Below are 25,526 nucleotides of genomic sequence, written 5' to 3' on the forward strand. Positions count from 1 at the left end.
GGCGCTAACCTGCGGTCATGAAGGTCCCGCCCGAAGGGCTCCCCCTCGCCGCCGAGTTCCCGGCAGCGCACCGTGAGCAGTGGCAGCGGCTCGTCGAGGGCGTGCTGCGCAAGTCCGGAGCGCAGCCCGGGGACGGCCCCGCCGCCGAACAGGCGCTCGCCACCACCCTCCAGGACGGCCTGAGCGCCCGCCCCCTGTACACCGCCGAGAACACCGGTGCCGAGGCCGGTTACCCCGGCTTCGCGCCGTTCGTGCGCGGCGGCCGCCCGCAGGGTTCGGCCGTCGCCGGGTGGGACGTCCGCCAGCGGCACGCCGACCCGGACCGGCGCCGGACCAACGAGGCGGTCCTCGCGGACCTGGAGAACGGCGTCGGCTCGCTCTGGCTGGAGCTCGGCGGGGACGGCCTGCCGATCGCCGCGCTGCCCGAGGCGCTGACCGGCGTCTACCTGGACCTGGCCGCCGTCGCCCTCGACGCCGGCGCCGAATTCGCCGACGCCGCCGAGCAGTTGTTCAAGCTGTACGAAGAGCGCGAGGTCTCCCCCGCTGCCGCCGCCGGCAACCTCGGCGCCGACCCGCTCGGCCTCCAGGCCAGAACCGGCGACACCACCCGCACCGACGCCCTGCTCGCCGACGCCGCCGCGCTCGCCGCCCGCTGCGCCGCCGACTACCCCCGCGTCCGCGCCCTCACCGTCGACGCCCTGCCCTACCACGAGGCCGGCGCCTCTCCCGCGCAGGAGCTGGGCTGCTCGCTCGCCACCGGCGTCGCCTACCTGCGCGCCCTCACCACCGCCGGGCTCCCGGTGGACGCCGCGCTCGGCCAGCTGGAGTTCCGCTACGCGGCCGACGGCGACCAGTTCCTGACGATCGCCAAGTTCCGTGCCGCGCGCCGCCTCTGGGCCCGCGTCGCCGAGGTGTCCGGCGCGTCCGCCGAGGCCTCCGCGCAGCGCCAGCACGCCGTCACGTCCCGGGTCATGATGACCGCGCGCGACCCGTGGGTGAACATGCTGCGCACCACCGTCGCCTGCCTCGCCGCCGGGGTGGGCGGCGCCGACGCCGTCACCGTGCTGCCCTTCGACACCGCGCTCGGCCTGCCCGACGCGTTCGCCCGCCGGATCGCCCGCAACACCCAGTCGATCCTGCTGGAGGAGTCCCACCTGGCCCGGGTGATCGACCCGGCCGGCGGCTCCTGGTACGTCGAGCAGCTGAGCGAGGAGCTCGCGCACGCCGCCTGGGCCTGGTTCCAGGAGATCGAGCGGACCGGCGGCCAGCGGGCCGCACTGGAGTCCGGCCTGGTCGGCGAGCGGATCGCCGCGACCTGGGCCGAGCGCTCCGCGAAGCTCGCCAAGCGGCGCGAACCCGTCACCGGCGTCAGCGAGTTCCCGCACCTGGAGGAACAGCCGCTGGTCCGCGAGCCGGCCCCGGCCGCGCCCGGCGGCGGGCTGCCGCAGGTACGGCGCGCCGAGGCGTACGAGGCCCTGCGGGACCGCTCGGACGCCTTCCGCGCGGCCACCGGCGAGCGGCCGAAGCTGTTCCTGGCGTCGATCGGCACCGCCGCCGCGCACACCGCGCGCACCACCTTCGCCGCCAACCTGTTCCAGGCGGGCGGGATCGCGACCGTCTCCCTGGAGTCCGCCGACCCGGCCGCGTTCGCCGAGGCCTTCCGGGCCTCCGGTGCCACCGTCGCCTGCCTCTGCTCCAGCGACGCCCTGTACGGCGAGCACGCCGCGGCCGTCGCCGGCGCCCTCAAGGAGGCCGGCGCCCGGCGCGTGCTGCTCGCCGGACGGCTCGCCGAAGCACCCGCCGGGGTGGACGCGTTCATCCACGCGGGCGGGGACGCGGTCGCCGTCCTCACCTCCCTGCTGGACCAGATCACCGGTGCGGGCAGCGCCGACGAGGACAAGGTGGCGTGATGATCCCCGACTTCACCGGAATCGGGCTGGACGGCGACGCCGCCCGCGACGTCACCCCCGAGCAGTGGCGCTCCGCCTGGCGGCGGACCACCGGCAAGGACGTCGACGAGCTCGTCTGGGACACCCCCGAGGGCATCGGCGTCAAGCCGCTGTACACCGCCGACGACCTCGCCGGGCTGGACTTCCTCGACACCTACCCGGGCATCGCCCCGTACCTGCGCGGGCCCTACCCGACCATGTACGTCAACCAGCCGTGGACCGTCCGCCAGTACGCGGGCTTCTCCACCGCCGAGGAGTCCAACGCCTTCTACCGCCGCAACCTCGCGGCCGGCCAGAAGGGCCTCTCGGTCGCCTTCGACCTGCCGACCCACCGCGGCTACGACAGCGACCACCCGCGCGTCACCGGCGACGTCGGCATGGCGGGCGTCGCCATCGACTCCATCTACGACATGCGCCAGCTGTTCGACGGCATCCCGCTGGACAAGATGTCGGTGTCGATGACCATGAACGGCGCCGTGCTGCCGGTGCTCGCGCTCTACATCGTCGCGGCCGAGGAGCAGGGGGTGCCGCCGGAGAAGCTGGCGGGGACCATCCAGAACGACATCCTCAAGGAGTTCATGGTCCGCAACACCTACATCTACCCGCCGCAGCCCTCGATGCGGATCATCTCGGACATCTTCGCGTACACCTCGCAGAAGATGCCCAGGTACAACTCGATCTCCATCTCCGGCTACCACATCCAGGAGGCCGGGGCCACCGCCGACCTGGAGCTCGCCTACACCCTCGCCGACGGCGTCGAGTACCTGCGCGCGGGTCTCGACGTGGGCCTGGACGTCGACGCCTTCGCACCGCGGCTGTCCTTCTTCTGGGCGATCGGCATGAACTTCTTCATGGAGGTCGCCAAGCTGCGCGCGGCCCGCCTCCTGTGGGCCAAGCTGGTCAAGCAGTTCGACCCGAAGAACGCCAAGTCGCTGTCGCTGCGCACCCATTCGCAGACCTCCGGCTGGTCCCTCACCGCGCAGGACGTGTTCAACAACGTCACCCGCACGTGCGTCGAGGCGATGGCCGCCACCCAGGGCCACACCCAGTCGCTGCACACCAACGCCCTCGACGAGGCGCTCGCGCTGCCCACCGACTTCTCGGCCCGCATCGCCCGCAACACCCAGCTGCTGCTCCAGCAGGAGTCCGGCACCTGCCGCGTCATCGACCCCTGGGGCGGCTCCGCCTACGTCGAGAAGCTCACCCACGACCTCGCCGTCCGCGCCTGGCAGCACATCCAGGAGGTCGAGGCCGCCGGCGGCATGGCCAAGGCCATCGACGCGGGCATCCCCAAGCTGCGCGTCGAGGAGGCCGCCGCCCGTACCCAGGCGCGCATCGACTCCGGCCGCCAGCCGGTCATCGGCGTCAACAAGTACCGGGTGGAGAGCGACGAGCAGATCGAGGTGCTCAAGGTCGACAACTCCTCGGTCCGCGCCCGCCAGATCGAGAAGCTGCGCCGCCTGCGCGAGGAGCGCGACGAGACCGCCTGCCGCGACGCGCTGCACGCGCTGACCCGCGCCGCCGAGGCCGGCCCCCAGCGCGGCGGCTCCCTCGACGGCAACCTGCTGCACCTCGCCGTCAACGCGGCCCGCGCCAAGGCCACCGTCGGCGAGATCTCCGACGCCCTGGAGAAGGTGTACGGCCGCCACTCCGGCCAGATCCGTACCATCTCCGGTGTGTACCGAGACGAAGCGGGCCCGTCGGCCCCCCTCCAGCGCGCCCGGGACCTCGTCGAGCGCTTCGAGGAGGCCGAGGGCCGCCGCCCGCGCATCCTCGTCGCCAAGATGGGCCAGGACGGCCACGACCGCGGCCAGAAGGTCATCGCCACCGCCTTCGCCGACCTCGGCTTCACCGTCGACGTCGGCCCGCTGTTCCAGACCCCGGCCGAGGTCGCCCGCCAGGCCGTCGAGGCCGATGTCCACATCGTCGGCGTGTCGTCGCTCGCCGCCGGACACCTCACCCTGGTGCCCGCGCTGCGCGCCGAACTCGCCGAGGCCGGGCGGGAGGACATCACCATCGTCGTCGGCGGCGTCATCCCGCCGCAGGACTTCGACGCCCTGTACGAGGCCGGCGCGGCGGCGGTCTTCCCGCCCGGCACCGTCATCCCGGACGCGGCGTACGACCTCCTGAAGTCCCTGGCGGCCGACCTCGGCCACGAGCTGTGAGCCGCTGACCCTCCATGCCTCCGCGGACGATCGACCTCGACAGCTACGTCACGGGCGTCCTCGACGGCTCGCGCGCGTGGATCGCGCGGGCCGTCACGCTCGTCGAATCGACCCGGCCCGACCACCGCGCGCTCGCCCAGCAGCTGCTCCAGCGGCTGCTCCCGCACGCGGGCGGCGCGGTCCGGGTCGGCATCACCGGCGTGCCCGGTGTCGGCAAGTCGACCTTCATCGACTCGTTCGGCACGATGCTGACGGCGGCGGGCCACCGGGTCGCGGTGCTCGCCGTCGACCCGACGTCCAGCCGGACTGGCGGCTCCATCCTGGGCGACAAGACCAGGATGGAGCGCCTGGCGGTGGATCCCGCCGCCTTCGTCCGCCCCTCCCCCACCTCGGGGACGCTCGGCGGCGTCGCCAAGGCCACCCGGGAGTCGATGGTGGTCATGGAGGCGGCCGGGTACGACGTCGTGCTCGTGGAGACGGTGGGCGTCGGTCAGTCCGAGACGGCGGTGGCCGGGATGGTCGACACCTTCCTGCTGCTCAGCCTGGCCCGCACCGGTGACCAGCTCCAGGGCATCAAGAAGGGCGTCCTGGAACTGGCGGACGTCATCGCCGTCAACAAGGCGGACGGCCCCCACGAGACGGACGCCAAGGGTGCGGCCCGCGAACTCGCGGGCGCCCTGCGGCTGTTGCAGGCACCGGAGGCGGCGTGGACGCCGCCGGTACTGACGTGCAGCGGCCGGGAGGGCCTGGGCCTCGACGTGCTGTGGGAGCGCCTGCAGCAGCACCGCAAGGTGCTGGACGCGACCGGCGCGCTGGCCGCGAAGCGCCGCGACCAGCAGGTCGAGTGGACCTGGACGATGGTCCACGACCAGCTCTACGCCCGGCTGCACGAGCACGAAGAAGTGCGGCGCGTCGCAGGGGACTTGGAGTCCCAGGTCCGCGCCGGCTCGCTGCCGGCGGGCCTGGCGGCGCAGCGGATCCTGGAAGCCTTCTTCGGCCCGGCCTAGATTCCGGGCGTGGTCAGGGCGGCCGGCGCTCGTACTCGGCCTGGACGAGGAGGTCGGTACAGGCGTCGTCGCCCTCGGGACGGGGTGCAGACCGGCCGACCAGGGGACGGCCCCGGGCCGCGCGAGCGGGCCCGGGGCCGCCGGGTGGAGCTCCGTCAGGCGGACTTGACGGCGGCGAAGCGGGTCGAGACGTCCTGCCAGTTGACGACGTCCCACAGGCGGGTCACGTAGTCGGGGCGCACGTTGCGGTACTGCAGGTAGTAGGCGTGCTCCCAGGCGTCGAAGGCCAGCAGCGGGGTGGTGCCCTGGCCGACGTTGCCGTGGTGGTCGTAGACCTGCTCGACGATCAGGCGCTTGCCCAGCGGCTCCCACGAGAGGATGCCCCAACCCGAGCCCTGCACGCCCGTGGTGGCGTTCGTCAGCTGCTTCTTGAAGGCCTCGAAGCCGCCGAAGTGCTCGGTGATCGCGTCGGCCAGCTCGCCCTCGGGGCGGTCGCCGCCCTCCGGGGACAGGTTCTGCCAGAACAGCGAGTGCAGGACGTGGCCGGACAGGTGGAAGGCGAAGGTCTTCTGCAGGCCGACCAGGCCGCCGAACTGCTCCTTGTCGCGCGCCTCGGCCAGCTGCTCCAGGGTGTCGTTCGCGCCCTTCACGTACGCGGCGTGGTGCTTGGAGTGGTGCAGCTCCAGGATCTCGGCCGACATGGCCCGCTCCAGCGCGGAGTAGTCGTACGGCAGGTCGGGAAGCGAGTAGGTGCCCAACGGGTCCTTCTTTCACGAAGTCGGCGATCGTGCCGGGACAACACTATTGCGTATCAGTTGCAGGAGCGACCAATGGGCTCCTGCTTATTCCCGACATTACGTCGGACACAATGGGCCCGGCACGTGTCATGGGTCAGGCAGGTGGGGGACTGTGACGATCGCGCTCGGGATCGAGTCATCGTGCGACGAGACGGGCGCCGGGCCGGTCCGTGACGGCCTGCTGCTCGGGCAGGCGGTGGCGCCGTCGCGGTCACCACCGGACCCGGCCTCTCCGGCACCCTCCGGGCTCCTGCCGACGTGTCGATCGACCCCTCGGCACCGCTGGGGTACGCCGCGCTCAGCCCCCTGCCGTCCAGGTGACCAGCGGTGGGCGCACGGCGGCGCACAGCGGGTGGCCCTTGGCGTCCGTGAGGCCCAGACGGGCCACCAACAGGCCGGTGCCGACGGCGGCTTCGACGACCTCCGGGGCAATCGCGTCCAGGAAGATCTTCGCGCGGCGGAACATCGTGGACTCCGGGCCGCTCAGCCAGTTGAGGTAGACGAAGCGCCCGCCCGGGCCGCCCTGGACGTACCGGCCGGTGATGTCCGTACCGGCGGGGGTCGGCCTCGCCACGCACCCCAGCGTCCACTCCGCGCGCGGTGCGTCGCCGGGCTGCGGGTCCAGCAACCCGCCCGGATCGGCGCGGCGCTGGACGGCGACGTGGATGTCGCGGTAGCCCGGGAAACCGGGGGCTGCGCCGCACGCGCGGCCGGGCAGGTCGGTGGCCTCGATCCTCAGCTGCATGCGCCCGCCCTCCGTCACGGTGCCTCCCGCCACTGCCGGACGGCCCGCACGATGTCCTGGCCGATCCGGTCGAGGAGCGCGGCGGCGCCGTCCATTCGGGCGCCGGCCGGGGTGGCGGGGCCGAGCAGTTCGGCGCCCTCGCGGGCGACCCCGGCGAGCATCGCGTTGCGCTCGGCGCTGGCCAGCAGCGCGCGGTACCAGATGTCGCCGTCGATGACGTACCGCGTGCGGCGCCGGTGCTCGTCGCGCTCGCGGCGGACCAGCGCCTGGCCCTCCAGGTAGGCGGTCGCCTTGGAGACGGAGGCCGGGCTGACCCGGAGCCGGTCGGCGAGGTCGCCCGCGGTGAGGCTGCCGTCGTCGGTGACGTAGAGGCAGGTGAGCACCCGGGCCACCATCCGGGGCATGCCGACGTGCACCAGCAACTCGGCCATCCGCTCGGCGAACTCGCGCACGGCGACCGGGTCGCGCCCGGCCGCCTGCCGGACGACGACGGCCGAGCGGGTACCCGGCGGCGGAGCCGGGCGGGTGCGGCGGGAGCGCTGGACGGTGGCCCGGTGGGCGCGCTCGGCACGGTAGCCGCAGGGGCCGCCGTTGCGGGCGATCTCGCGGGTCACGGTGGACGTCGGGCGGCCGAGGTCGCGGGCGATCTCGCCGTAGCCGAGCCCCTCGGCCAGGCCGGTGGCGATCCGGCGGCGGTCCTGCTGGGTCAGTCGAGCTCCGGGCATCCGTCCTCGTCTCCTCGCATGGCGCGACCAGTATGCGCGGGGCGCCGGGCTTGTTGCAATGAGACCACAGGCTCTTGCAATCACTGACAGGGTCATTGCAAGGATATCGCCGCTATGAGCTGCAATGATTCATATAGCAACAGGAGTTGACATTGATTCATATGGAAAGCACGCCGTAGTTTCTTCCTCGCAACCGCAACCACTGCCAGGGGGAACGCACCATGAGGACCACCATCCGCACCACCGTCGGCGCAGCGCTCGCCGGAGTCCTGCTCTCGGCCACCGCCGCCACGCCGGCCCTCGCCGAGCCCGCCGTGGCGGGCGGCCACGACGGCGTGCAGAGGGTGCTGGACCGGGCCGTGGCCGAGGGCGGCCTGCCCGGCGCGGTCGCCGAGGTCAGGGACGGCCGCCGCCGCTGGTACGGCGACGCGGGCGTCGCCGACACCGCCACCGGACGGGCGCGCCACCCGCAGGACCGGTTCCGGATCGGCAGCACCACCAAGACCTTCGTCGCCACCGTCGTCCTCCAGCTCGCCGCCGAGGGCCGGCTGAGCCTCGACGACAGCGTCGGCCGCTGGCTCCCCGGCCTCGTCGACGGGCCCGGCTACCAGCCCGACCGGATCACCGTGCGCCAGCTGCTCGACCACACCAGCGGCGTCTTCAACTACGTGATGGACGAGGACGTCCGGCGGAAGGCGGGCGGCCCCGCCTTCCTCCAGCACCGCTTCGACGACTACACCCCCGCACAGCTCGTCGGGATCGCCATGCGCCACCGGCCCGACTTCGCCCCCGGCGCCGGCTGGACGTACTCGGACACCAACTACGTCCTCGCCGGGCTGATCGTCGAACGCGCCACCGGCACCTCGCTCGCCGAACAGATCGAGCGGCGGATCAGCGCACCGCTCGGCCTCGGGAGCACCTACACGCCCGACCCGTCCGACATCACCGTCCACGGGCCGCACGGGCGCGGCTACACGCGCCTGGGCGACCCCCATCCCGACGCCCCCGTCCACGACGTCACCGAGCTGAGCCCGTCCTGGGGCTGGGCCTCCGGCGACATGATCTCCACCGTCGGCGACCTCGACACCTTCTTCGCCGCGCTGCTGGGCGGCCGCCTGCTGCCGGCCGCCCAACAGCGCGAGATGTTCACGATGATCCCGACGCCGCCGAAGGCGTGGATCGAGAACACGACGTACGGCCTGGGCGTGAGCTCGATCGAGCTGTCCTGCACCACGGTGTGGGGCATGGGCGGCGCCATCAACGGCTCGTGGACCTACACCTACGGCAGCCGGGACGGCCGCCACCTGCTCTCCACCAACGTCAACGGCGACTGGACGGACGGGGCCTGGAAGAGCGGCGCCTGGCCGATCGGCGTGTTCACCGACGAGCTGGAGGCGGAGTTCTGCCCCGGCGGCTCGGCGACCTGAACCGGCCGCCACGCGCGGGCGGTTGCGGGGGGGTGGGGTCAGCGCGCCGTCGGCGGCTGGAGGGCCGGCAGGGACGGTACTCGGGCGGGTGCGGCCAGGCGCAGGAGGCCGTGGCCGATGCCGGCCAGGCCGACCATGAGGGACGGGCTGTGGATGCCGTGCGGCAGGCCGCAGGTCCAGCCCCGGGCGTCGAGGGCGTCCAGGGCGGCACGGGCCGCGCCGTGCCAGGGGCGTCCCGCCAAGTGGAGGGGCTCCACGTTGCCGAGGTCCCCGTGGCACAGGGACGCGTTGAGGCCGAAGCCCTCGCGCAGCACGGTGTCGAGGGCCGTGTCGCGCTCCTTCGCCAGCAACTCGGCTCCCTCCGGCAGGAGTTCGGCGAGCTCGATCCGGGCGAGGGCGATGCCGGAGGCGCCGTGGCACCAGAGGACCGGGAAGGACGGGGCATCGGGACCGCCGTCCTCGCGGACGTCGCGCCAGTTGGCGGCGGCCGGGTCGAACAGGGTGCGCTCGTAGTCCACTGCGGCGAGGGCGAGTCGGGACAGCCGGTCGTCGCCCAATCGGTGGCCCGCCTTCGCCAGTGCCCACGCGATGCCGGACGCGCCGTGGGCGAACCCCGCGAGCGGACGGGCGGCCGCGCCCGCGAGGGAGGCGGGGAGCCAGCCGACGCCGCCCTCCGGGTGCGGGGACGCGGTCTCCGCGAGGCGTGCGGCACAGGCGGCGAGGGCGGCGGTCACGGCCGGGCCTGGGCGGACGGAGCCCCAGGCCAGGAGGCCGCCGATGGTGCCGGCGTTGCCCGCCAGGAGGTCGTGCTGGACGTCCCCGGCAGCGGTGGCCACGATGCGGCCGGTCACCTGCCCGGCCAGGGTGTCGAGTTCGTCGTCCGGGTGGTCGGCGGCGAGGTGCGCGAGGGCGTACAGCACGCCGCCGGTACCGGCGAGGCCGCCGCCGAGGCGGTCGGCGCGGCGGCGGACCTGGCGGCGGAGCGTGCGTTCGGCCGCCCGGGCCGCCTCGCGGTGGGAGCGGTCCCCGGTGACGGTGGCGAGCTGGTGGAGGAAGAGGGCGATGCCGGCCGTGCCGCTGTAGAGGTCGGGGCCGAGCTCGGCGGGCGCCCAGCGGCCGGGCGGGGTCCAGTTGGGGCCGGTCCAGGCGAGGTCGGCGCTGCCCCGGTGGGCCTCGCGGAGCAACTGCTCGCCGGCTTCGACGGCCTTGGCGAGGGCACGGGCGGTGAGGTCGCCGTTCGTCCCGGCCGCTGCGGCGAGGGGTGCGGTCGTCGTCGTTCGGCGCGGTTCGCGGGCACCGTCGGCCGTCGTCACGGACAGCCGGAGGAGCTGGAGTTGGCGCTCGAGGTCCTCCTCGCCGAGCCCGTCCGCCTTCGCGAGGGCGAGGTCGAGCGCGGGCCGGTCAGCGACCCCCCGGAGCACCGCGCCGGTCGAGGAGCGGGCGTCGACGCCGTCCGGGCGGATGGTGAACACGGGCACGTCGCCGCGCCACAGGTCCGCTCGCTCGTGCTCGACGAAGGCGAGCGCGTGCTCCTCCCAGGCGGCGAGGGCCCAGAGCCGGTCGAGGTGGCGGTCCTGGTCGAGGGCGTCGCGCAGGAGGTCGGGGTGGCAGGCGGTGTTGAGGAGGCTGCGGTACTCGAAGGTGTCGCGGCGCAGCATGCGGGTCTCGTCGCCGGCGAACGCGCCTATCAGCTTGCGGAGTTGTTTCTTTTCGGCGGCGAGGATCCGGTAGGCCTCGGTGAAGCCGGCCTCCAGTTCGCCGAGGTGGTCGGCGAGTCGCAGTGGCCGGTCGGCCGGGACGGGCCGGCTACCGGGGGCTTCGATCGGCAACCGCCGGTATTCGAGTCGCAGTTCGTCCGTGCCCTCGCCGACGAGGACGGGTGCCGCACGGGGCGGGAGGGTCGAGGGGTCCCAGCCGAGGGCCGAGAGGTCGGTGCCGCCGTTGCCCTCGTCCCACATGCGTTCGGGCAGCAGGCCCGAGCGCAGCACCGAGTGGCGGGCGTGGTGGCGGGCGAGTCGCTCGGACTCGGAGAGGTCCTTGGCCGGCTCGTGCAGGTCGGGGTGGAGCAGGGCCTCCAGGTCGATGAGCACGGGCTGGTCGCGGACGGCCAGCAGGTTCTGCGCGTGGCAGTCGACGGCGTCGAGGACGTACATGAGGGCGGCGAGCGTGCCGGCGCGATGGTAGAAGGCGCTCAACTCGGTGTTGTCGCGCACCGGTTCGGCCGTGACATGGGCGACCCAGCCGTAGCCGTCGCGGGCCAGGTGGGCGAGGTCGTGCAGGGGCAGCCGGAGCCGGGGGTTGAGCCACCGCAGGACCTGCTGGAAGTGGCTCTCGGCGCCGAGCGGGCGGGGCTTGTAGACGATCCGGGTGCCGTGCTCGAAGCGCAGGGAGCTCACGGTGGCGCCGCCGCGGTGCGGATCGCCGAGGCCGGTGGCGAGTTCGGTGAGGCGGCCGAGCGGGCGGCCCTCGGCGAAGGTGGCGGAGATCGCGGGCAGGTCGGCGGCGAGGCGGCGCAACAGCGTGCGGCCGGTGGCGGTCCACTGCTCGGCGGCCATCGTCAACCGGTGGGCCAGGACGGGGTGTTCGGCGAGCAGGCGCAGGGCGCGCCCGGGCCGGGTGAGCCGGTCGAGGAAGTCGCGGTAGCGCTCCTCCGGGGTGGCACCGGTCAACTCGCCCGTGAGGCGGGCGACGTGGAGCTCGGTGATGACGGTGCGGACGGCCATGCCGTGGACGGCGGCGGTGAGCGCGGGGAGGGCGAGGGCGGTCAGCTCCTCGGGGGTGCCGAGGGCGGGGGCGTCCAGGTCGGCGAGGCCGGTGCACAGGCGGTCGCGGGCGTCGGCCAGCAGGGGCGTGACGAGCCGGGCGAAGGCGTGGTCCTCGGGGACGTCGAGGGTGGCGGGCGTCGCGAAGGCGGCGGCGAGGCGCTCGGCCCACGGGAGGTGTCCGAGGCGGTCCGCGAGGGCGTCCGGGTGCTCGGCGAGCAGGGCGTGCAGGGCGTCCGGGTCGAGGCCGTCGGCGGCGAGGCGGCGCTCGAACCAGCCGTCCCGGTCGAACGGCGCCTGGGCACGCCAGCGGTCCAGCTTCCGCGTGGCGCGTTCGGTCCGTTCGGCGAGCCCCGCCGTCTCGGTGCCCGCGGCCCTCGCGGTGCCGGGCACCGGACCGCGGGCGTTCAGCGGGACGGCGCGGGCGGCGGCCCGCAGGAGTTCGGTCGCGTCAACCACGGGTCGGGGTCGCCTTTCGCTGTCTCTTGCTGTCTCTTGCCGTCTATCGCTGTCCCGCCGCACCGGCCCCTCGGGCCCGAGCGGTGGTGGCGCCCCGGCGTGGGGTCGGGGCGCCACCCGGCGGACCGGTCACCGGCTGCGCCTGCTTGGGCAACTCGACGCGCTCAGGGGTGGTGAGTCGCAGTGCAGCCGTACCTCCCGCCCGCGGGCCGGGGAGCACCAGGGCCGTGGGGTGCCCGGTGCCGTGGGCCGGCCACGGTCGTACCGCCGGTCGGCGGCGCGGACGCGGCGCGGATCCCGGCGGTGCGGCCGGGATCCGCGCCGGCCGCGACCCCGGGAGCCGTGGGCTCGGGAGAGCCGTGGGATCCGGGGGCCGCCGGCTCCGGGGGCCTCACGGCCCCCGGAGGACTCAGAAGCTGCAGACGCGGCCGCAGCTCGACCAGCCGCCGCAGGTGCTGTTCTGCACCGCGGCGGTCACGTACAGCTCGTCCGTGAGCTCGCCGGCCGGGTGGACCTGGTGGCCCTGGCCGAGGGTGAGCCGGAAGTCCTCGTCCTTGAGCGCGCGAACCTGCTCAGCCGTGGGCAGCATGTTGCCTCCTCCAAGCGATGGGGTCTGGCACGGGCGTGCCGGGTCCGGATCCTGACAGCGCCTCACCCGCCACACCAGGGGCGTGCGCCCCACCCGACGCAATTCCGGCCACGATCGAAATAAGGTCAGGCCCCGCGCCCCGCCCCCGTACCCCCAGGCCACGCCCGGTCCCTCCGCCGGCCGCCGCGCCCACCGCTCCCCCGCCCGGCCCGACGGCCGCCCCACACCTGGCCAAAACCGGGACGGCGAAGGCCACACAAACCGGACCCCGCGTTTCGGGGCCGCCGCCCCCGGGGAGCCCGGCGGGCCGTCGCTGCTGTGGCAGGGCCGAGCACCCAGGGTGACGATGGAGCCCGGGACCCGTGGACCGATCGGAGCACCATGAGCGAGCAACACAACGTCGTCCTGCTGACCTTCCCGGACGCCACCGACTGGCGGGCCGCCTACGACGAGGCGCAGCACCTGCCCGGCCTGCGGCAGGTGGCCGCGCTGGAGCGCAGCGCCGACGGCCTGCTGGAGGTGCGGGACGGCTACGTGCGCGGCGCGGGCGTGGCGACCGTCGGCTCCGGCGTGCTGGGCGGGCTGGTGGGCCTGCTCGGCGGGCCGATCGGGGTACTGCTGGGCTTCGCGGCGGGCGCGGCGCTCGGCAACGCAGCCGAGGAGCACCAGGCGACGGAGGGCGGCGCCGGGCTGATCGTGCTGTCGCCGCGGGTGCCGGACGGCGGTGCGATGCTCGTGGTGGACGTGCGGGAGGCGTCGCCCGGCCCGGCGGACGAGTTGGCCGCGAAGCACGGCGCCGCGGTGGAGCGGATCGACGCCCACGCGTTCGAGGAGCAGGTCAGGGCGGCCGAGCGGAAGGCCGAGGGGCCCGGCCGGGACTGACCGGGCTCCCGGTCCGCGCCGGACTCCCGGTCCGCGCCGGGGTCACGCCGAGTGCCTTGGTGACGCCCGCGGAGGTACGACGCGCGTCGTCATCCTTGCGACGTAGTCGACGGGGGTAGGGCACTCCGCCGGACGCGGGGCTGTCCAGCCGGGCGCCCGGCCGCCACAATGTGCCGGTGATCGAAGCCCTGACCCCGGACCGGCTGCGCACGGCCGTCCGCGCGAGCGCCGGACCGCCGCCACCCCTGCCGTCCCGGCGCGGCCGGGCGTTCGACGTCGCACTGGCCCTGTTCCTGGCCTTCCTCGGCACGCACTACGTCCTCATCGTCCAGGAGCCGCGCTCGGCGCTGCTCCTGATGGTGCCGGTCGTGCCGCTGCCGCTCGCGCTGCGCCGCCGGTACCCGCTGGCCGTGCTGTGGACGGTGCTGGCGCTCGCCCTGCTCGTCCGTCACCAGTCCGAGGACATCGCCTACTCGGCGGGCGTCGCCGTCGTCATCGCCGCCTACAGCGCGGCCGCCTACGGGCGCCGCCGGGCCGCCGTCCTGGCGAGCCTCCCCGCCGCCACCACCGCGCTCGTGGTCCTCTTCGCCGAGGCCAAGCTACCGCACTTCCCCAACGGCGTGGTCGCCGTGCTGCTCCTCGTGCCGGTGTTCGCGGTCGCCTACGAACTGCGCATGTGGCGCCGCCGGACGGCCGAGGGACACCAGCGGCTCTCCGCCCTCGAACGCGAGCAGCTGGCCGCGCTCCAGCGCGCGGTCGAGCACGAACGGGCCCGCATCGCACGGGAGTTGCACGACGTCGTGACGCACAACGTGAGCATGATGACGATCCAGGCCGGCGCCGCCCGCAAGATCCTCGACACCGCGCCGGACAAGGCCCGCGAGGCGATGGCCGCCGTGGAGACCGGCGGGCGCGCGGCGATGACCGAACTGCGGCACGTCATGGGTCTGCTGACGATCGACGCGGGCACCGGCGACGACCCGGCCGCCACCGCCGACCTCAGCCCGCAGCCCGGCCTGGGTCGACTGGACGCGTTGGTCGAGGGCGTCCGGCAGGCCGGGCTGACGGTCGGGCTGACCGTCTCCGGCGAGCGCCGCGCCGTACCGCCCGGGGTCGAACTGGCCGCCTACCGGGTCGTCCAGGAGGCGCTCACCAACACCGTCAAGCACGCGGGCGGCGCCGCCGCCGAGGTCACCGTCGAGTACGCCCCCGACCACCTGGCCGTCGAGGTCACCGACACCGGCGGCCGCCCCACCGGCGCCGCCGCCACCGGCAACGGCCGCGGCCTGATCGGCCTGCGCGAGCGCCTCGCCGTCTACGGCGGCACCCTGCACACCGGCACCCGGCCGCGCGGCGGCTACCGCGTCAAGGCCCTGATCCCCTTGGAGAGTTCATGAGCACCGACCCGCTGCGCGTGGTGGTCGCCGACGACCAGGCGCTGGTGCGCACCGGCTTCCGGCTGATCCTGGAGTCCGAGGGGATCGAGGTGGTGGCCGAGGCCGACGACGGCGAGCAGGCGGTGGCCGCGGTGCGCCGGACCAGACCGGACGTCGTGCTGATGGACATCCGGATGCCCGTCCTGGACGGCCTGGAGGCCACCCGGCGGATCGTCGCCGACACGGCGCAGGAGGCGCCGCGGGTGATCATGCTGACCACCTTCGACCTCGACCAGTACGTCTACGCCGCGATGGCCGCCGGCGCGAGCGGCTTCCTGCTCAAGGACGTCACCCCCGAGCACCTGGCCGCCGCCGTCCGGCTGGTGCGCTCCGGCGACGCCCTGCTCGCCCCGGCGATCACCCGCCGGCTCGTCGAGCGCTTCGCGCGCCCGGATGCCCCCGCCGCGCCGCACCGCGAGCTGGCCGCGCTCACCCCGCGCGAACTGCAGGTCATGACCCTGCTCGCGCGGGGGCTCAGCAACGCCGAACTCGCCGCGCAGTTCGGCCTGTCCGAGGCGACGGTCAAGACGCACGTGGCCCGGATCCTCGGCAAGCTCGGCCTGCGGGACCGGGCCCAGGTGGTGGTGGCCGCGTACGAGACGGGGCTGGTCAGCGTCGGCTCGGGGCCGGGCCCGGCGTAGGCCCGTCCGCACGGACGGGCCCCGGGTCCGGCCCCGAGCCGGGGGGTCACGCCTTGGCGAGGTCGAACCGGTCGAGGTTCATGACCTTGACCCAGGCCGCGACGAAGTCCCGGACGAACTTCTCCTTGGCGTCGTCGCTCGCGTAGACCTCCGCGACGGCGCGCAGCTCGGAGTTCGCGCCGAACACGAGGTCGGCGCGGGTGCCGGTCCACTTGACGGCGCCGGAGGAGTCGCGGCCCTCGAACGTGGTCTCGTCCTCGGAGACGGCCTTCCACGTGGTGTCGAGGTCGAGCAGGTTGACGAAGAAGTCGTTCGTCAACACGCCCGGCGTGTCGGTGAACACACCGTGCGAGGACTTGCCGTGGTTCGCCCCGAGCACGCGCAGGCCGCCGACGAGGACGGTCATCTCGGGGGCGCTCAGCGTCAGCAGGTTGGCCCGGTCGAGCAGCAGGTACTCGGCGGCCAGCCGCTGGCCCTTGCCCGCGTAGTTGCGGAAGCCGTCGGCCGAGGGCTCCAGCGCCGCGAACGACTCGACGTCGGTCTGCTCCTGCGAGGCGTCCACGCGCCCGGCCGCGAACGGCACCTCGACCGCGACGCCCGCGTCCTTCGCCGCCTTCTCGACGGCCGCGCCGCCGGCCAGCACGACCAGGTCGGCCAGCGAGACGTGCTTGGCGCCGGCCTGGGCGTTGAAGTCCCGCTGGACGCCTTCGAGGGCGCGCAGCACGATCGCGAGCTCGTCCGGGTCGTTGACCTCCCAGCCGGCCTGCGGCTGGAGGCGGATCCGGCCGCCGTTGGCGCCGCCGCGCTTGTCGCTGCCGCGGAAGGACGACGCGGCGGCCCACGCGGCGGAGACCAGCTGGGAGACGGACAGGCCGGTGGCGAGGACGCGCTCCTTGAGTGCGGCGACGTCGGCGGCGTCGATCCGCTCGCCGGTGGCCGCCGGCAGCGGGTCCTGCCAGATCAGCTCCTCGCTCGGGACCTCGGGGCCGAGGTAGCGGACGACCGGGCCCATGTCGCGGTGGGTGAGCTTGAACCAGGCGCGGGCGAACGCGTCGGCGAACTCCGCCGGGTTGTCCTTGAAGCGCCGGGAGATGGGCCCGTACACCGGGTCCATGCGCAGCGACAGGTCGGTGGTGAGCATGACCGGGGCGTGCCGCTTCGACGGGTCGTGCGCGTCGGGGACGGTGTCGGCGCCGGCGCCGTCCTTCGGGATCCACTGGTGGGCGCCGGCCGGGCTCTTGGTGAGCTCCCACTCGTAGCCGAAGAGGGTCTCGAAGAAGGAGTTGTCCCAGGTGGTGGGGGTGTGCGTCCAGGCGCCCTCCAGGCCGCTGGTGATCGCGTCGCCGCCCACGCCGGTGCGGAAGGAGCTCTTCCAGCCGAGGCCCTGCTGCTCCATCGGGGCGGCCTCGGGGTCGGGGCCGACGTTGTCCGCCGGGCCGGCGCCGTGGGTCTTGCCGAAGGTGTGGCCGCCGGCGATGAGGGCGACGGTCTCCTCGTCGTTCATCGCCATCCGGTAGAAGGTCTCGCGGATGTCGCGCGCGGCCGCGATCGGGTCCGGATTGCCGTTGGGGCCTTCGGGGTTGACGTAGATCAGGCCCATCTGGACCGCGGCGAGCGGGTTCTCCAGCTCGCGGTCGCCGGTGTAGCGCTCGTCGCCGAGCCAGGTGGTCTCCGGGCCCCAGTAGACGTCCTCGTCCGGCTCCCACTCGTCGACCCGGCCGCCGCCGAAGCCGAAGGTCTCGAAGCCCATCGTCTCCAGGGCGACGTTGCCGGCGAGGACCATCAGGTCGGCCCAGGACAGGCTGCGGCCGTACTTCTTCTTCACCGGCCACAGCAGGCGGCGGGCCTTGTCGAGGCTCGCGTTGTCCGGCCAGCTGTTGAGCGGGGCGAAGCGCTGCTGGCCGCCGCCGGCGCCGCCGCGTCCGTCACGGATGCGGTAGGTGCCCGCACTGTGCCAGGCCATGCGGATCATGAACGGGCCGTAGTTGCCGTAGTCGGCGGGCCACCAGTCGTGCGACGTGGTGAGGACCGTCGCGATGTCGCGCTTGACGGCCGGGAGGTCGAGGGATTCGAAGGCCGCCGCGTAGTCGAACTCCGCGCCGAACGGGTTCGCCACCGCGGGGTTCTTGGCGAGGATCTTGAGGTTCAGCCGGTCGGGCCACCACTGGCGGTTGCCGCCGCCCTGGGTGGGGTGCGCCGCGCGCCCGTGGACGACCGGGCAGCCGCCCGTGCCCTCCGCCTGTGCTCCGACTCCGGTTGCATCGTGGTTCTCAGACATGGGAATCCTTCCCTGACAAGGCGGATCACGGTGTCTTGTGCTACCTAGTGTGCTGCTGCCTAGGCTAATACCGGAGCCGATCCTACGATGGACGCAATCCAAGTCAAGAAGGACACCAGGGAAGTATCGGGTCCAATACCAGATAACCCTGATATCCGCTGATAAACTCCGGGTTTCCCCATTGACCTGAATAGGTGAACCGACATGAGCGACCTCCTGGAACGGCTGCGCGAGCGCGGCTGGCGCCTCACCTCCCAGCGGCGCGTCGTGGCGGAGGTCCTCGACGGCGACCACGTGCACCTCACCGCCGACGAGGTGCACGCCCGCGCCGCGGAGCGGCTCCCGGAGATCTCCCGGGCCACCGTCTACAACACCCTCGGCGAGCTCGTCACGCTCGGCGAGGTGGTCGAGGTCGCCACCGACGGCCGCGCCAAGCGCTACGACCCCAACGCCCACCGCCCCCACCAACACCTCGTCTGCACCGGCTGCGGCACCATCCGCGACGTCCACCCGGCCGGCGACCCGCTCGCCGACCTCCCGTCCGAACAGCGCTTCGGCTTCACCGTGTCGGGCGCCGAGATCACCTACCGGGGGCTCTGCCCGGAGTGCGCACGCTGACGCGCGCCCCGCTCACCCGGCGTGAGCCGCCGCCCGCGCGCCACCTGACCGGGAGGGACTTGAGCCCGTTCTGGAAGTTGGAGACGAGGCGCTGCGGCGCGCGGTCGGGGGCCGCGAGCTCCAGGCCGGGGAGCGTGGTGACGACATGACGGACCATCACCGTCATCTGCAGGCGCGCGAGTTGGGCACCGAGACAGAAGTGGGGGCCGTATCCGAAGCTCACGTGGTCGTTCGGGGTGCGGGTGATGTCGAAGCGGTCGGGGTCGGGGAAGACACGTTCGTCGCGGTTCGCGGAGGCGTGGTAGACGACGACCTTGTCGCCGCGCCGAACGGGTCGGCCCGCCAGGACGAGGTCCCGGGTGGCGGTGCGGCGGAACTCCACGACGGGAGGCCAGTACCGCAGCATCTCCTCCACCGCGGACGCGGTCAGCTCCGGCTTCTCGCACAGCAGTCGGTACTGGTCGGGGTGGCTGAGCAGGGCGTGGAGCCCGCCGGGCAGGGCGTTGCGGACGGTCTCGTTGCCGGCCACGGCGAAGAGGAAGAACATCGTCTCGAACTCGTCGACCGTCAGCCCCGCCTCCCGGGTGCGGGCCAGCAGGCCGTCCGCGTCCGGTCGTCGGGCGAGGGCGTGGGCGTAGGCGTAGAGATCGGCGAGGCCGGCGCGGGAGCGCGGGTTGAGCGGACGGCCGCCGGGGACGGCGGTCGGGCGGTGGGCGAGGGCGGCGCGACCGAGGGCGGTCAGGCCGGCCGGGTCGGCGGTGGCGGACGCGGCGTAGTCGGTGTCCTGGTAGCCGATCACCCGGTTCGCCCAGTCCAGCAGGAGAGGGCGGTCCCGGTCGGGGACGCCCATCACGCGGGCGAGCGTCCACAGCGGCAGGTCGGCGGCCAGGCCGACGAAGTCGGTGGCGCCCACCGGCCGGACGGCGTCGACGAGTTCGAGCACCCGCCCCTCGATGGCGGTGGCCAGGTCGGCCAGGGCGCGCGGGGTGAAGGCGGCGGCGACGATGCGGCGCAGGCGCGCGTGGTCCGGCGGGTCCTGGTTGAGCATCATCGTGCGCGCGAAGGCGAGGTCGGCGGGCGTGTCGGGGTCGCGGATCTGGGTGCCGCCGAGGTGGGAGGAGAAGTCCCCCGGGCTGCGGAGCACGTGCTTGACGTCCGCGTGCCGCAGCACCGCCCAGTAGCCCGGCCCCGCGGGCCAGTCGCCGACGGGCGGCTCCTCGATCCGGTGGACCGGCCCGGCCGCCCGCAGTTCGCGGTAGAGGTCGTACGGGACGCCGTCCGCGTAGGTGGCGGGCGGGAAGATCCGGTTCGCGCGGTCCTGGTCGAGGGTCACGGCGACCGACGGTAGGGCAGTCGCCCGCCGCGCACCAGGGGGCCGGCTCTCCGCGGAGGAATCGGGTCAGCTGGTGGCCCCGTCGACCGATGCCTTGCCCACGGCTCCGGCCTGGACACCCCAACTGGTGAGGATTCGGCCGTAGTTGCCGTCGTCGATGAGCTCCTGAACGGCGCCCCGGACCGCCTGGGTGAGCGTGCTGCCCCGGCCGACGGCGATGCCGTAGGGAACGGAGTCGTAGGCGGCGCCGACCTTCGTCAACCGGCCGCCGCCCGTGCTGACCGCGTAGTCGACGACGTCGGACGGGCCCAGCAGGGCCTGGTCCCGGCCGGAGACCACGGCGGCCGTCGCGTCCTTCTGCGCGCCGTACGTGTCGCCGCCGTTGCGGATGCCCGGCTTGCCCGCGGTGGCGCAGGCGGGATCGCGGGTGCCGGTGATCTCACCGGTCTGGGGGCTGCCGGTCCTGACCGCGACCGACCGGCCGCAGAGGTCGTTCGGGTCGATCCGGTCCGGGTTCCCGGCCCGCACCGCGACGGCCGTGCCGACGGTGAAGTAGTCGACCATGTCGACGTACCCCTCGCGCTTCCTGCGGTCGTCGATGGAGCTCATGCCCAGCTGGTAGGCGCCCGACATGACGCCGTGGGCGATCCCGTCGAAGTTCACCGCTTCGAGGTCCGCGGTCAGTCCGAGCTTGCGGGCGACCGCCTTCGCCAGGTCGGCGTCCATCCCGACGATCACGCCGTGGTCGTCCTTGAACTCGTTGGGCGCGTGGACGGGGTCGGTGGCCACGACCAGCCTGCCGCTCGACCGCACGGCGGCCGGGACCAGGGCGGCCAGCGCCGGATCCGTCGAGACGGCGGGGACGGCCCCCGCGTTCGGGGCCGCACCCGCGGCCGTCCGCGCGGCCGGCGGCCCGGGGCGCGAGGTGACCACGACAGTGGCGACGGCGGCCAGCACCAGGAGGAGCGCTCCCAGGAGGAGGGCGCGGACCTTGCGGCCGCGCGGGAACAGACGGATCCGGGGGCCGGGCGGGGCGTCTCCTGGCGGGCCCCCGGGTCCGCCCGGGGCTCCGGGTCCGCTCGGTGGAGGTGGCCCGGGAGGCGAGGACGAGCCGGGGGGCCGTGACGACCACGGCGGCGAGGACGAACCGGCCGGCGGGGACACGAGGTCCTGCGCCAGCGAGCCGAACTCCTCCACGTTCCGGACCGGCGGCGGAGGCGGGACGGCCCGCGCGCGCACCTCCGGCGACGGGACCGCGAGGGCCGGGGGAGGCCGGGGGGCCGTCCGACGGGCGGATGCCTCCGGCGACGGGACCGCAAGGGCCGGGGGAGGCCGGGGCGCCGTCCGACGGGCGGGCACATCCGGGCGGGGCGCGGCCGGGACCGCCGGGGCCGCCGGCGGGCGAGCCCGTGCGGCCGGCTGCACGGCGGGTTGCACCGCGGGCCGCCCGGCCGGCTCGGGGCGGGATTCCGGCCGCACGGGCTCCGTTCCTGGTGCGCCCTGTGGGGATGCGACGGGGCCGACCGACGGCTTCGGGCGCGACGGGCGGTCTTCGGCGGGCCGGACGGCGGGCCGGACCTCGGCGGGCTCGGCCCTCGACGGCCGCTCCGGACGTCCCCCGGGCTCGCACCGGAGTCCCGGGGGCGACAGCCGGGCCCCGCCGGGCGTGCGCTCGACCGTCGGGGACGACGGCCGGGCCCCGCCGGGCTTCGCCTTCGACGTCGGCGCCCCGGGCTCGGGCCTGGAAGCCGGCCTCCCGGGCCCGTCCGGCCTGGCCTTCGAGGACCCGGCCCTGGAAGGCGGCACCTCCGGCCCGCCGGCCCCTGCCTTCGACGGCTGCGTCGGCCGCTCCCCGGCCTTCGGTCCGGCTTGCTCCAGCAGTGCGCGCGCGGCCGAGGCCACGAGAGGGACGTCGGCGTCCGCGACCTCCTTCAGCGTCCGCCGGGCCGTCAACTCGCGCGCCGGGTCGGGCCCGGCGAGCCACTCGCCGAGCGCGGTCACCGCGCCGAGCCGGATGGCCGGGTGCGGGCTGTCCAGGCCGCTGCGCAGGGCCTCCGGCAGCGGCGCGGCGGCGACGGCCACGCCGGCCGGGCTGCGGGCGATCAGGATCTTCCCCTCGGCGCCGTAGAGCCACCGTTGCGGGGTCTGCTGACCGCCACCGGACCGGATCCGGTCGAAGGCGAACGCGTAGGCGTCGTCGACCGACACGTAGCCGTCGTGGTCCTCGTCGGCCGCGCCGCTGCGGATGCCGTCGACGATCGCGGTGGTGAACACCGAACCGGGCGGTTCCGTCCCGGACAGCGGCTCGCCCTCCCAGGAGTACTCGCTGCCGCGCGAGGCGGTCAGCACCACCCGCCCGCGGCCCTGGCCGCGCAGGCGCTCGCCCAGCGCCAGGTCCTCGTCGCCCTTGAGCCCGTGCGAGAACGCGCCGCTGAAGCAGCAGTCGAGGATCACCACCAGCCGTCTGGCCCGGCAGTCCTCCATCAGGTCGAGCAGCCACTGCGACTCCACCCCGGTGGCGGCGAGCCGGGTCTTCACGGTGTCGGTGGCGGCGAAGTACAGCTTGCGGCGGACGTCCACGAGGCCGTGGCAGGAGAGGTAGACGAGCAGCAGGTCCTCCGGGTCGCGGCCGGTGAGGAACTCCTCCGCGGCCAGGCGGATCTCCTGGGCGGTCCGGTCGACCACCCGGGTCACCGCGAAGCCGCCGATCCGCGGGTCGGCGAGCACCTCGCTCAGCTGGTCGGCGTCGCGGGCCGGGGCACGGAGCTGGCGCAGCGCCGGGTCGGTGTACCGGGCGGTGGCCACCACCAGCGCGAAGCGGAGTTCGTCGGGCAGCTCAGGTGACGGCCGCGTGACGTGCGAGCCAGTCATCGATCATCGTCTCCTGCTGCTTGGCGGTCGCCCCGGTGACCTTGAGCGTGTCGCCGCCGTAGCTCAGTTCGACGACGTGTCCGGTCCGTCCGACCCAGTTCCGGACGGAGGTCACCACGGCCCGCAGCATGTCGAGGTCCACGAAGTGCACGAGCAGCACGCCGGCCAGGCTCCCGAGGCCCTTGGCGTCCTCGGGCGCGGACTCCTCCTCGACCGGTTCGGCGTCGGTGAGGTCGAGGTCGTCGAGCAGTTCGGTGCGGAGCCGGGCGGTGAGCTCCGTCAGCTCGTCCGGATCGAGGCCGGTGTCCGGCCGGACGTGGAGCAGGAGCCCGGCGGGCCCGTCGAAGGTCGTCATGGCGCACGCTCCTTCCCCGAGGACCTGTGGCCGGTTGCCTCCCCACCATCATCTTCCGGAACGGGCCCACCGTCACCGTTTTTGCACGATCGATTCGTAGGGTGAGCAGCACTCAAGGCGACGGATACTCAGCGCGACCGGTACCGGGCCGAAATCGGGGCTCTCCGGTAGCGGCATTCGCCCGGTGGACACCCAGCGCGACCGCCACGCGGAGTGACGAACGCCCAGCGTGACCGGTCGCCGCCGATGCCGCTCGTGCCACCTCTGCCACCACCGCTGCCACTGCCGCCGTCTGACTGCCGCCGGCGATCAGGACGGGTCCGGTCGGCGGGGCGCGATCCCGGTCGTGCGCCTGTCACCGTGCCCGCGCCCGTGCCGTCCGCGCGCCCACCCCGCGGGTGTCCGACGCTCCGTCACCCGGCATACGTCAACCCTGATCCTGCGAGATCACCCTGGAGTGTGGGAATCGGCGGCGCCGCGGGGTGGTTGGGCCATGTCGAGCGTACGGAAACTCTTGCGAAGGGGTCCCACCATGAAGATCGGCATCATCGGCGCGGGGAACATCGGCGGCAACCTGACGAGGCGCTTCACCGCTCTCGGCCACGACGTCTCCGTCGCCAACTCGCGCGGGCCCGAGTCGCTGGCCGACCTGGTCGCGGAGACGGGGGCGCGGGCGGTGCCGGCCGCCGAGGCGGCGCGCGGCGCCGACGTCGTCGTGGTCACGGTGCCGCTGAAGAACGTGCCGGACCTGCCCGCCGGCCTGCTCGACGGGGCCGCCGAGGGCTTCGCCGTCATCGACACCGGCAACTACTACCCGAAGGAGCGCGACGGCCTGATCGCCGAGATCGAGGGCGGCCTGACCGAGAGCCGCTGGACGGAGCGGCACCTCGGCCACCCGGTCGTCAAGGCGTTCAACGGCACCTACGCCCAGGACCTGGTCGAGCGGCCCCGCCCCCAGGGGGATCCGGAGCGCCTCGCCGTGCCGGTCGCCTCGGACGACGAGGACGCCAAGCGCAAGGTCCGGGCGCTCATCGACGAGATCGGCTTCGACACGGTGGACGCCGGCGGCCTCGACGAGTCCTGGCGCCAGCAGCCCGGCACCCCGGTCTACGGCCTGCGCGCGGGCGTCGAGGCCGTGACGCAGGCGCTCGCCGAGGCCTCGCCGGAGCGTCCGGAGGCGCACAGGGCCTGAGGCGTACGACGGGAGGCTGCCGGCGGGACGCTCCGGATGGGTGCCCCGCCGGCAGCCGGGTGGCACGGTCAGGCGGTACGGCGGGCGCCCTCGGCCGGGGTCGCGGTCAGGGTGCGCGGGGCGGTGAAGCCCTTGGCCAGGAACGCGGCGGTGACATCGGCCGCCACGGCCTCGGCCGCCTCCGCATCCACGAGGGCGATCACGGAGCCGCCGAAGCCGCCGCCCGTCATCCGCGCGCCGTGGGCCCCGGCCGCGACGGCCGTGTCGACGGCGAGGTCGGTCTCGGGGCAGGAGACCCGGTAGTCGTCCCGCAGCGAGGCGTGCCCGGCAGTGAGCACCGGGCCCAGCGCCGCGAGCGCGCCCGCCTCCAGGTGCGCGACGGCCTCGACCACGCGCTCGTTCTCGGTGACCACGTGCCGCACCAGCGGCCGCAGTTCCTCCGGGAGCCGGGGCAGCGCGGACGCCAGGTCTGCGGGCCCGAGCTCGCGCAGGGCGGGCAGGTCGAGCAGCCGCGCCGCGCGCTCGCAGCCGGCCCGCAGGCCGGCGTACGCGCCGTCCCCGAGGTCGTGCTTGACCCTCGTGTCGAGGACGAGCAGCGCGAGGCCCGCACCGGCCAGGTCCACCGGCACCTGGCGCATCGCGAGGTCCCGGCTGTCCAGGTGCAGGGCCGCGCCCGCGCGGCAGCACATCGAGGCCATCTGGTCCATGATCCCGCACGGCACGCCGACGTAGGCGTTCTCCGCCCGCTGCGCGACCAACGCGAGCTCGGGCGCCGAAAGGCCCAGTCCGTACAGGTCGTTGTAGGCGATGGCCACCGCGCACTCCAGCGCCGCCGAGGACGACAGCCCGGCGCCCGTCGGCACGTCGCTGCCCAGGGACAGCTCCGCCCCGCCGACGTCGTGCCCGGCCTCGCGCAGCGCCCACACCACCGCCGCCGGGTAGCCCGCCCACCCGGTGACGCTGCCGGGGGTGAGGTCCGCGACCGCCACCTCGGCACCGCCGCCCTTGGTGGAGTGCAGGCGCAGCAGCCCGTCGTCGCGCCGCCGGGCCTGGGCGCGGACGGTCTGCGGCAGGGCGATCGGCAGGACGAAGCCGAGGTTGTAGTCGGTGTGCTCGCCGATCAGGTTGACCCGCCCGGGGGCGGCCCACTCCCCCTCGGGCGCGTGTCCGTAGAGCTCGGAGAAGGTGTTCATCGGGCGACCTCCCGCAGCCGGTGGGCCGCGTGTTCGGGGCTGACGTCGTTGACGAAGGCGTCCATGCCGGATTCGACGCCGGCCAGGTACTTGAGCTTGTCG

Annotated in this window: 19 protein-coding genes; 9 read left to right on the forward strand and 10 right to left on the reverse strand. The window is 74.3% G+C overall.

Translation table 11 applies throughout. The annotated features are described in order from the left end of the window. The first annotated feature begins 17 nt into the window (after nucleotides 1-17). The 3 genes from AB0C76_RS12850 to meaB are packed head-to-tail and all read left to right on the forward strand — an operon-like array spanning nucleotide 18 to nucleotide 5,121. Complete coding sequence (locus AB0C76_RS12850; protein WP_359963766.1) at nucleotides 18-1,910, forward strand: methylmalonyl-CoA mutase subunit beta; 1,893 nt, start codon at nucleotides 18-20, stop codon at nucleotides 1,908-1,910. Then, nucleotides 1,910-4,114 (forward strand): methylmalonyl-CoA mutase, encoded by a 2,205-nt coding sequence (gene scpA / locus AB0C76_RS12855; RefSeq protein WP_359963768.1) that lies wholly within the window; start codon nucleotides 1,910-1,912, stop codon nucleotides 4,112-4,114. The genes AB0C76_RS12850 and scpA overlap by 1 nt, the downstream gene beginning before the upstream one ends. Before the next feature lie 14 nt (nucleotides 4,115-4,128). Next, nucleotides 4,129-5,121 (forward strand): methylmalonyl Co-A mutase-associated GTPase MeaB, encoded by a 993-nt coding sequence (gene meaB, locus AB0C76_RS12860; protein ID WP_359963770.1) that lies wholly within the window; start codon nucleotides 4,129-4,131, stop codon nucleotides 5,119-5,121. A 155-nt stretch (nucleotides 5,122-5,276) separates the two neighbouring features. On the opposite strand, the gene AB0C76_RS12865 is transcribed toward meaB, so the two are convergent. From AB0C76_RS12865 to AB0C76_RS12875, 3 genes are all read right to left on the reverse strand, one after another. After that, nucleotides 5,277-5,879, reverse strand: a complete 603-nt coding sequence (locus tag AB0C76_RS12865) for a superoxide dismutase (RefSeq protein WP_359963772.1) — start codon at nucleotides 5,877-5,879, stop codon at nucleotides 5,277-5,279. A 337-nt stretch (nucleotides 5,880-6,216) separates the two neighbouring features. Then, nucleotides 6,217-6,663 carry a DUF5990 family protein gene (locus AB0C76_RS12870; RefSeq protein ID WP_359963774.1) on the reverse strand — a complete coding sequence of 149 codons (447 nt, stop codon included), beginning with the start codon at nucleotides 6,661-6,663 and terminating at the stop codon, nucleotides 6,217-6,219. A 14-nt stretch (nucleotides 6,664-6,677) separates the two neighbouring features. Then, nucleotides 6,678-7,388: a helix-turn-helix domain-containing protein gene (locus AB0C76_RS12875; protein WP_359963776.1), complete on the reverse strand. Its 711-nt coding sequence runs from the start codon at nucleotides 7,386-7,388 to the stop codon at nucleotides 6,678-6,680. A gap of 221 nt (nucleotides 7,389-7,609) precedes the next feature. Here AB0C76_RS12875 and AB0C76_RS12880 point away from each other — a divergent pair, with 221 nt between their 5' ends. Continuing rightward, a complete protein-coding gene (locus AB0C76_RS12880; protein WP_359963778.1) occupies nucleotides 7,610-8,815 on the forward strand; it encodes a serine hydrolase domain-containing protein in 1,206 nt (401 codons plus the stop codon). 38 nt (nucleotides 8,816-8,853) lie between these two features. Here AB0C76_RS12880 and AB0C76_RS12885 read toward each other — a convergent pair whose 3' ends face one another. Both AB0C76_RS12885 and AB0C76_RS12890 read right to left on the reverse strand, forming a co-directional pair. Further along, entirely contained in the window at nucleotides 8,854-12,036 is a 3,183-nt protein-coding gene (locus AB0C76_RS12885; protein ID WP_359963780.1) for a type 2 lanthipeptide synthetase LanM family protein, read from the reverse strand. A gap of 409 nt (nucleotides 12,037-12,445) precedes the next feature. Beyond that, a complete protein-coding gene (locus tag AB0C76_RS12890) occupies nucleotides 12,446-12,625 on the reverse strand; it encodes a hypothetical protein (RefSeq protein WP_359963782.1) in 180 nt (59 codons plus the stop codon). A 381-nt stretch (nucleotides 12,626-13,006) separates the two neighbouring features. On the opposite strand from AB0C76_RS12890, the gene AB0C76_RS12895 reads away from it, so the two are divergent. The 3 genes from AB0C76_RS12895 (at nucleotide 13,007) to AB0C76_RS12905 (ending at nucleotide 15,584) form a co-directional block, all read left to right on the forward strand. After that, on the forward strand, nucleotides 13,007-13,507 hold the full coding sequence (locus AB0C76_RS12895; RefSeq protein ID WP_359963784.1) for a hypothetical protein: 501 nt from the start codon (nucleotides 13,007-13,009) through the stop codon (nucleotides 13,505-13,507). Nucleotides 13,508-13,683: 176 nt separating this feature from the next. Next, entirely contained in the window at nucleotides 13,684-14,904 is a 1,221-nt protein-coding gene (locus AB0C76_RS12900; RefSeq protein ID WP_359963786.1) for a histidine kinase, read from the forward strand. Continuing rightward, nucleotides 14,901-15,584 carry a response regulator transcription factor gene (locus tag AB0C76_RS12905; RefSeq protein WP_359963788.1) on the forward strand — a complete coding sequence of 228 codons (684 nt, stop codon included), beginning with the start codon at nucleotides 14,901-14,903 and terminating at the stop codon, nucleotides 15,582-15,584. The genes AB0C76_RS12900 and AB0C76_RS12905 overlap by 4 nt, the downstream gene beginning before the upstream one ends. Nucleotides 15,585-15,630: 46 nt before the next feature. Here AB0C76_RS12905 and katG read toward each other — a convergent pair whose 3' ends face one another. After that, a complete protein-coding gene (gene katG / locus AB0C76_RS12910; protein WP_359963790.1) occupies nucleotides 15,631-17,862 on the reverse strand; it encodes a catalase/peroxidase HPI in 2,232 nt (743 codons plus the stop codon). 204 nt (nucleotides 17,863-18,066) lie between these two features. Between katG and AB0C76_RS12915 the strand changes: the two genes are divergently transcribed. Continuing rightward, entirely contained in the window at nucleotides 18,067-18,480 is a 414-nt protein-coding gene (locus AB0C76_RS12915; RefSeq protein WP_359963792.1) for a Fur family transcriptional regulator, read from the forward strand. Here AB0C76_RS12915 and AB0C76_RS12920 read toward each other — a convergent pair. From AB0C76_RS12920 to AB0C76_RS12930, 3 genes are all read right to left on the reverse strand, one after another. Next, nucleotides 18,443-19,813, reverse strand: coding sequence for a cytochrome P450 (locus tag AB0C76_RS12920; protein ID WP_359963794.1), 1,371 nt, complete (start codon nucleotides 19,811-19,813; stop codon nucleotides 18,443-18,445). The two genes, AB0C76_RS12915 and AB0C76_RS12920, sit on opposite strands and share 38 nt — an antisense overlap. A 66-nt stretch (nucleotides 19,814-19,879) precedes the next feature. Further along, nucleotides 19,880-22,684 (reverse strand): transporter substrate-binding domain-containing protein, encoded by a 2,805-nt coding sequence (locus AB0C76_RS12925; RefSeq protein WP_359963796.1) that lies wholly within the window; start codon nucleotides 22,682-22,684, stop codon nucleotides 19,880-19,882. Continuing rightward, nucleotides 22,650-23,039, reverse strand: a complete 390-nt coding sequence (locus tag AB0C76_RS12930) for a hypothetical protein (protein ID WP_359963798.1) — start codon at nucleotides 23,037-23,039, stop codon at nucleotides 22,650-22,652. Before AB0C76_RS12930 ends, AB0C76_RS12925 begins: the two co-directional genes overlap by 35 nt. A 457-nt stretch (nucleotides 23,040-23,496) precedes the next feature. On the opposite strand from AB0C76_RS12930, the gene AB0C76_RS12935 reads away from it, so the two are divergent. Beyond that, on the forward strand, nucleotides 23,497-24,231 hold the full coding sequence (locus AB0C76_RS12935; RefSeq protein ID WP_359963800.1) for an NAD(P)-binding domain-containing protein: 735 nt from the start codon (nucleotides 23,497-23,499) through the stop codon (nucleotides 24,229-24,231). A gap of 68 nt (nucleotides 24,232-24,299) precedes the next feature. Here the strand turns inward: AB0C76_RS12935 and galK are convergent, their stop codons facing one another. Next, complete coding sequence (galK, locus tag AB0C76_RS12940) at nucleotides 24,300-25,424, reverse strand: galactokinase (RefSeq protein ID WP_359963802.1); 1,125 nt, start codon at nucleotides 25,422-25,424, stop codon at nucleotides 24,300-24,302. Nucleotides 25,425-25,526: the final 102 nt, after the last annotated feature.

It is taken from the genome of Kitasatospora sp. NPDC048722, from assembly GCF_040650235.1.
Lineage (GTDB): Bacteria > Actinomycetota > Actinomycetes > Streptomycetales > Streptomycetaceae > Kitasatospora.

What these genes read in the sequence shown, in the direction of transcription:
- AB0C76_RS12895 (WP_359963784.1), top strand. Translation starts at nt 13,007, where the DNA reads ATGAGCGAGCAACACAACGTCGTCCTGCTGACCTTCCCGGACGCCACC.
- AB0C76_RS12880 (WP_359963778.1), top strand. Translation starts at nt 7,610, where the DNA reads ATGAGGACCACCATCCGCACCACCGTCGGCGCAGCGCTCGCCGGAGTC.
- katG (WP_359963790.1), bottom strand. Translation starts at nt 17,862, where the DNA reads ATGTCTGAGAACCACGATGCAACCGGAGTCGGAGCACAGGCGGAGGGC.
- AB0C76_RS12875 (WP_359963776.1), bottom strand. Translation starts at nt 7,388, where the DNA reads ATGCCCGGAGCTCGACTGACCCAGCAGGACCGCCGCCGGATCGCCACC.
- scpA (WP_359963768.1), top strand. Translation starts at nt 1,910, where the DNA reads ATGATCCCCGACTTCACCGGAATCGGGCTGGACGGCGACGCCGCCCGC.
- AB0C76_RS12915 (WP_359963792.1), top strand. Translation starts at nt 18,067, where the DNA reads ATGAGCGACCTCCTGGAACGGCTGCGCGAGCGCGGCTGGCGCCTCACC.
- AB0C76_RS12905 (WP_359963788.1), top strand. Translation starts at nt 14,901, where the DNA reads ATGAGCACCGACCCGCTGCGCGTGGTGGTCGCCGACGACCAGGCGCTG.
- AB0C76_RS12890 (WP_359963782.1), bottom strand. Translation starts at nt 12,625, where the DNA reads ATGCTGCCCACGGCTGAGCAGGTTCGCGCGCTCAAGGACGAGGACTTC.
- AB0C76_RS12870 (WP_359963774.1), bottom strand. Translation starts at nt 6,663, where the DNA reads ATGCAGCTGAGGATCGAGGCCACCGACCTGCCCGGCCGCGCGTGCGGC.
- galK (WP_359963802.1), bottom strand. Translation starts at nt 25,424, where the DNA reads ATGAACACCTTCTCCGAGCTCTACGGACACGCGCCCGAGGGGGAGTGG.
- AB0C76_RS12925 (WP_359963796.1), bottom strand. Translation starts at nt 22,684, where the DNA reads ATGACTGGCTCGCACGTCACGCGGCCGTCACCTGAGCTGCCCGACGAA.
- AB0C76_RS12930 (WP_359963798.1), bottom strand. Translation starts at nt 23,039, where the DNA reads ATGACGACCTTCGACGGGCCCGCCGGGCTCCTGCTCCACGTCCGGCCG.
- meaB (WP_359963770.1), top strand. Translation starts at nt 4,129, where the DNA reads ATGCCTCCGCGGACGATCGACCTCGACAGCTACGTCACGGGCGTCCTC.
- AB0C76_RS12850 (WP_359963766.1), top strand. Translation starts at nt 18, where the DNA reads ATGAAGGTCCCGCCCGAAGGGCTCCCCCTCGCCGCCGAGTTCCCGGCA.